Genomic DNA, 5,536 nt, shown 5'->3' with positions numbered 1-5,536 from the left:
CTGAACGCCACCCGGAGCTTACCCATTTCGACTCGATAGGTGTCGTGAGGCGCGCGCCGTCCGGGCTGGTGATGGGTACCGGGCAGAGGTCCACCTCCCTGCCTCGATCCGTTCGGGCGTAGCCGATGGTGTCTCCATCTACAAGCCGGCCCGGAGAGGCCGCGTCAATAACGCGGGCGAGCGTTGTTGCGATGACGGCCTCCGTGAGTGCGGTGAAGTCGCGTTGCCCGAGCCCTGGGCGGACTGCGGCAGCGATTTGTGCGAAGACGGGGTCAATGAGGTAGATCTTGGATTGCGCGCTCGCTACCAGTGCGCCCGTGTCATTGCGTTGCGGGCATTGGAGGGCGCCGAAGGCGTGAATCAGGCGGTTGAGTCTGCGCTCGAAGATTCCCCTACTGACGCCTACACGCTCGGAAGTAGCGCGGATGTTGATCGGGCTGGTCGTGCCTTGGTGTAGAGCGTCAAGTAGTAACGGGACGGATTCCTGCGGCCCATCAGGATCAACGTCCGTGCGCAGCCAGGCGACCAGGTCTCGGGCGAACGTCTCGGAGACCGCTCCGGCCCTGGTGTGTTCACCAACGGCCCGGGGGAAGCCTCCGCATTCCAGATAGCGTTGCCATGCGAGATCGAGCAGGTCGGTAAACGGGTCCATCTCTGCAGCCGTCTGCGCCACCGTTTCCGCCTGGAGTTCCCACGGTGCAACCACGTCCAGCCGGGGTATGGCGGGGTCGGTGACGTGAACGAACTCGGAGAACGACATCGGTAGGAGCAGCCGGAACGGGTTTGTGTTCGTGTCGCCGGCCCGGCCCGCGCCCAGGTCGCGAAGCGCAGCCGCAGAAGATGTGGCTGAGGAGCCAGTAAGGATGACGGTGTCGCGTGCCATTGGCGTGTTGTCGCGGAGAGATTTGACCGTCGTCGTCCAGTCGGCAACGGACGTGATCTCATCGACGAGCCAGATGCGAGTCTGGTTTCCGGCGGAGCGGGTGAGGTCACGGCCCAGAGCGAACGACCGTCGCAGGTCTTGGTCTGTCATGTTGTCGGCGGGGAAGTAGATGATTTGCCAAAGACTGACATCCGGGCGTCGACATAGTTGAACGATCAGGTCTTTCATTACAACGGACTTTCCCACCCTGCGGGGGCCCCGGAGAACGAACAACGAGTCGGTGATCGGTCCAGCAGCCACGTCAGCGAGAACGTCTGCTCGATAGCCTTGGTCGTATTTGGCTCGTTTGGTCAGTGTTGGATCTAGCTCAGCCCATGCGAGTGCGTCACCTCTGGAGCCAGCGGCCAGCCACCACGGGTTCGAGTCGCGGAGTAGTGCTCTCAGGGCGTCGTCTCTCATGCCGGCAATTGTGCCAGAACCTGTAGGGTTTTGGCGCATCGATATGCCAGAACCTGTAGGGTTTTGGCGCATCGATATGCCAGAACCTGTAGGGTTTTGGCACATCGAATCCTCGAGTCCGATGAAGCGTCGGTTACGAGGCGTCGCGTGGACGGGTCATTGTGCCTCAGTGGAACAGTTCAGTCGCGTGCTTCGCGATGATGCCCAGATCACGCCAGTCGTCGGCGAGTGGCCTCTCGTCGCGCGGATGGTCCGGGTTGGGATCGAGCACGACGTACTCGGCTCCCATGTCGGTCAGGGTCTCAAGGTCGGCGAGGATCTGGCCGAGCGTGCCCGTGCCGGGACGGCGCTCGTCGTCGGGGATGGCGTGCTCGCTGAGCCGGGCCCGCATCCGCGGGCTGAACGCGGGAACCGGCCGCCCGAGCTCGCCGGCGGCCTCCCCGAGAGCCGGTAGGCCGGTGTCTCGCAGCCAGCCGAGCTCGGCGTTGTTCGGATGCCAGGCGTCGCCGAACCGGGCTGTTCGGCGGATCGCACCCGGGCTGGTCCCGCCCACCCAGATCGGTGGATGCGGTGTGCGGACCGATCTCGGACCGGTGCTGACGTCGCTGTAGCTGACGAACTCTCCGTCCATCGACACGACATCGTTGGTCCAGGCGGCGGTTACGGCCTCGAGGTACTCGTCGGTCATCCGTCCCCGTTTCCGGAACGGCGCGTCGATCGCGGCGAACTCCTGCTCGGCCCATCCGACGCCGATGCCGAGGATGAAGCGTCCGCCGCTGAGCTGGTCGATGTTGGCGGCGAGACGCGCGGTATGCAGGGGATGCCGGTACGGCGCGATGACCACTGACGTGCCGAGCTCGAGCCGGTCGGTGATGCCGGCCATCCATGACAGCGTCGCGAACGGATCGTAGAAAGGGGTGGGGTAGATCTCGGTGACGTCCGGGGTTGGTGCGACGTGGTCGGACACCACGCCGAGCACGAACCCGGTGTCCTCGGCGAAACGTACCCACTCGCGGAGGTTGGCGGGCGTCGCGTGCGGGCCGTAGTTGCGAATGTTGATACCGAGCTTGATCATGAGAGTTCCCTGGCGGCGAGGTAGCGGCGGAACGGTTCGTCCGCTCCGTCGGTGGGGACGTAGACGATCTGTTCTGGTGCGAGGGCACGCAGGCCTGTCTGCATGCCGGTCATCAGCGTGGCGTTGTCACCGGGCGCGGGGTAGCGGAGATCGGGGATGATCTCCTTGGGTGCGGCGTAGACGATCCGTGCGACACCCACCGAGGCGGCGACGGCGTGGCAGACGGCGCACGGCTCGCAACTCGACACGATGGTCGTCCCAGTGAGGTGGAGCACTTCGAGCCTGGCGCACGCGTTCCGGACTGCGGCGACCTCGGCGTGGGCGGTCGGGTCGAGGTCCTTCAATGCCGTGTTGACGCCAGTGGCGAGGATCAGACCGTCGCGGACGACGAGCGCGCCGAACGGGAGCTGTCCGGTGTCGCCGTTCTCACTCGCCAGTCGCACCGCTTGGGCCAGCAACGCCGGATCTGTCGGGTCCGGGTCCGTGCCGGGGTGGATGTTCGCATGATCCATCCCTGAACGATAAACCTTGACACCGACGTCAAGTTCAAGCCAGGCGAGATCAGTTGGCTTGCTTGCCGAACCAGCGGGAGAGGTGGTCGTCCAGGTCCTGCTGATCGTGGCCGATCCAGGCGACGTGGCCGTCGGGCCGTAGCAGGACGCATGGAACGTCCAGTGCCGCGGTGGGATCCGCGAGGTAGTCGACCCGGTCTGACCAGCCGCCGACCCTCAGGTGTTCGGTGCGGTCCAGCAGCAGGCCGCGGCCGCGATGCAGCAGGCCGTAGAGGTGGCCATGTTTCACGTCGATGTCGCGCAGGCGGCGGCCGAGCAGGTCGTGGCCTGCGCCGAAGTCGTAGCGGATACCGATCGCGGTGATCTTCTCGATCAGATAGCGGTTCACCTCGTCGAAGTCCATCAGTTCGGTGAGCAGCCTGCGCACGGCCTGCGGGCCCGGTTCGGCGGATCCCAGTTCCATCTGGGCGCGGGTGTTGTCCAGCACGTCCTCGGCGACCGGATGACGTTCGGCCTGGTAGGTGTCCAGCAGTGTTTCCGGCGCCCAGCCGCCGATCTGTGCGGCCAGTTTCCAGCCGAGGTTGAATGCGTCCTGAACGCCCAGGTTGAGGCCCTGTCCGCCGGCGGGTGGATGGATATGTGCCGCATCGCCGGCCAGCAGCACCCGCCCGACCCGATAACGCTCGGCCAGCCGGGTGGCATCCCCGAAGCGGGACAACCAGCGCGGAGAGTGCACGCCGAAATCGGTTCCGGCGATGGTGCGCAGCTGCTGTTTGAAATCCTCGAGGGTGGGCGGCTCCGCGCGATCCTGGCTGACTCCCGCGGCGGGGACCACGACGCTATAGACCCCTTCGCCTGCGGGCCGGAGCCAGACTCGCTGGTGGGTCCCGCTGATCTCGGTCATCTTGGTGGCGATCTCCTCCTGCGGCACACCCACTTCCATCTCGCCCATCAGCGTCTCGGTCCGCGAGGGCTCTCCGGGGAAGCCGACGCGGAGCAGGTTGCGCACTGTACTGCGCCCGCCGTCACAGCCGACGAGATAGCGCGAACGCAGCTGTTCGCCGTCGGCCAGCTCGACGGTCACACCCTCTTCGTCCTGCTCGAAATCGGCCGCCGCACAACCGCGCCGGACCTGGGCACCCAGTTGGATCGCATGTTCTTCGAGCAGGTGAACGATGACCGGCTGTGGGATGCCCAGCAGATAGGCGTGCGCGGAATCCAGGCCCTGGGGCGCGGGTTTGGGGATGGCGGCGAAGAATCCGCCGGCCGGACGCTGTCTTCCGTGTTCGAGAATGCGATCCAGCAGTCCGCGCATGGCCATCAGCTCGAGACTGCGAATATGCAGACCGACTATGCGGACGAACGACACGGGCTCGGTTTCCTTCTCCAGAACGAGTACCCGCACATCGTGCAGCCGTAGTTCGGCGGCCAGCATCGCGCCAGTCGGCCCGCACCCGGCAATGATCACGTCGAACATGAGGGGCGCGCCATCGACGCCGGAGGTCGACGACCGGAGTCCGGGGACGTCGCCCACGGTGAAGTCGCGCTCGACCGTATCGTTCGACGACGGCTTGGCGGTGAATTGTGGAGAGTCCATAGGTGTTGCCTTTCGTGAGCGCCTTGTTGTCGAGGCGCTCCCGGCGACACCTACGTCATTCGCCCGGCCGTGACGGGAAGGGGAGCACCCACATCGATGCAGCGTTCATGGGTCTCACCTCCTCGGACGGTGTCACGGTCCACTGCAAGCTACAAGGCCGAGCATCACCCCGTCCAATCCTTTTCCCAGCCACGTGATCACGACTCCGAACGGGCCCGTGCGGTACAGGGTGAATTCATTCTAAAGTTCTGTACACGTATCAAAGGTCGTCGCTCAACTGGGAAGACCTCTCTGCGCGTGATGCATGCTATCCAGCTATTTATTGGAGACTGTCGCAGTAACGGGCCCGATAGGATAAGGAGGCTGACCAGTGAACAACATCGGCCATCTGGCAGCGTCGCCCGTCTTATGCGGATCGGAACCCAGGCATGTGTGAGCCGATGATGGAAAGACAGGAGCCGGTGCGGCCGACGATGCGGTAGCGTGCGTCCATGATCCGCCATGCGCGAGCCGGTGACCTGAAATACTTGCAGGAAGTGGAACGGGCGGCCGGTGCTCCGTTCCGCGATGTCGGGATGGACATGATCGCCGACGACGAGCCGCCGTCGGTGCACGATCTGGCGACGTTCCAGCGTGCGGACCGGGCATGGGTCTACGTCGATGAGAGCGACCGGCCGGTGGCCTATCTGCTCGTCGAGGTCGTCGACGAGCATGCGCACATCGAGCAGGTCTCCGTCCATCCCAGCCACGCGCGACGAGGTATCGGCCGTTCGCTGATCGACGTCGCGGACGGATGGGCTCGCGAGCGCGGGCTTGCCGGCCTGACGCTGACGACCTATGCCCAGGTGCCGTGGAACGCGCCGTATTACGAGCGTCTGGGCTTCCGTGTTCTGGCCGAGGAGGACCTGACCGACGGGTTGCGGGCCATTCGCAAGGAGGAATCGACCCGAGGGCTGGACACGTGGCCGCGGGTCACCATGGCCCGACCGGTCGATGAGCGCGCCGTCCGC

The 5,536-nt window shown here is 65.1% G+C and carries 5 protein-coding genes; 1 reads left to right on the top strand and 4 read right to left on the bottom strand.

Annotated features, from left to right (window positions below; translation table 11 throughout):
- The 4 genes from ELR45_RS04025 to rox all read right to left on the bottom strand — a co-directional run.
- A partial coding sequence (locus tag ELR45_RS04025) for an AAA family ATPase (RefSeq protein ID WP_240759152.1) occupies window positions 1-1,111 on the bottom strand: 1,111 nt, incomplete at its 3' end.
- 397 nt (window positions 1,112-1,508) lie between these two features.
- Window positions 1,509-2,417, bottom strand: a complete 909-nt coding sequence (locus ELR45_RS04020) for a TIGR03619 family F420-dependent LLM class oxidoreductase (protein WP_205855866.1) — start codon at window positions 2,415-2,417, stop codon at window positions 1,509-1,511.
- Entirely contained in the window at window positions 2,414-2,929 is a 516-nt protein-coding gene (locus tag ELR45_RS04015) for a nucleoside deaminase (RefSeq protein ID WP_129663664.1), read from the bottom strand. The genes ELR45_RS04020 and ELR45_RS04015 overlap by 4 nt, the downstream gene beginning before the upstream one ends.
- Window positions 2,930-2,978: 49 nt before the next feature.
- Complete coding sequence (rox, locus tag ELR45_RS04010) at window positions 2,979-4,526, bottom strand: rifampin monooxygenase (protein WP_129663662.1); 1,548 nt, start codon at window positions 4,524-4,526, stop codon at window positions 2,979-2,981.
- Between the two features lie 491 nt (window positions 4,527-5,017).
- Between rox and ELR45_RS04005 the strand changes: the two genes are divergently transcribed.
- The coding region (locus ELR45_RS04005) for a GNAT family N-acetyltransferase (RefSeq protein WP_165367457.1) at window positions 5,018-5,536 on the top strand (519 nt) is incomplete at its 3' end.

This window comes from Phytoactinopolyspora endophytica (genome assembly GCF_004138495.1).
Taxonomy (GTDB): Bacteria; Actinomycetota; Actinomycetes; order Jiangellales; family Jiangellaceae; genus Phytoactinopolyspora; species Phytoactinopolyspora endophytica.
This window is presented reverse-complemented; position numbering and strand designations above follow the sequence as displayed.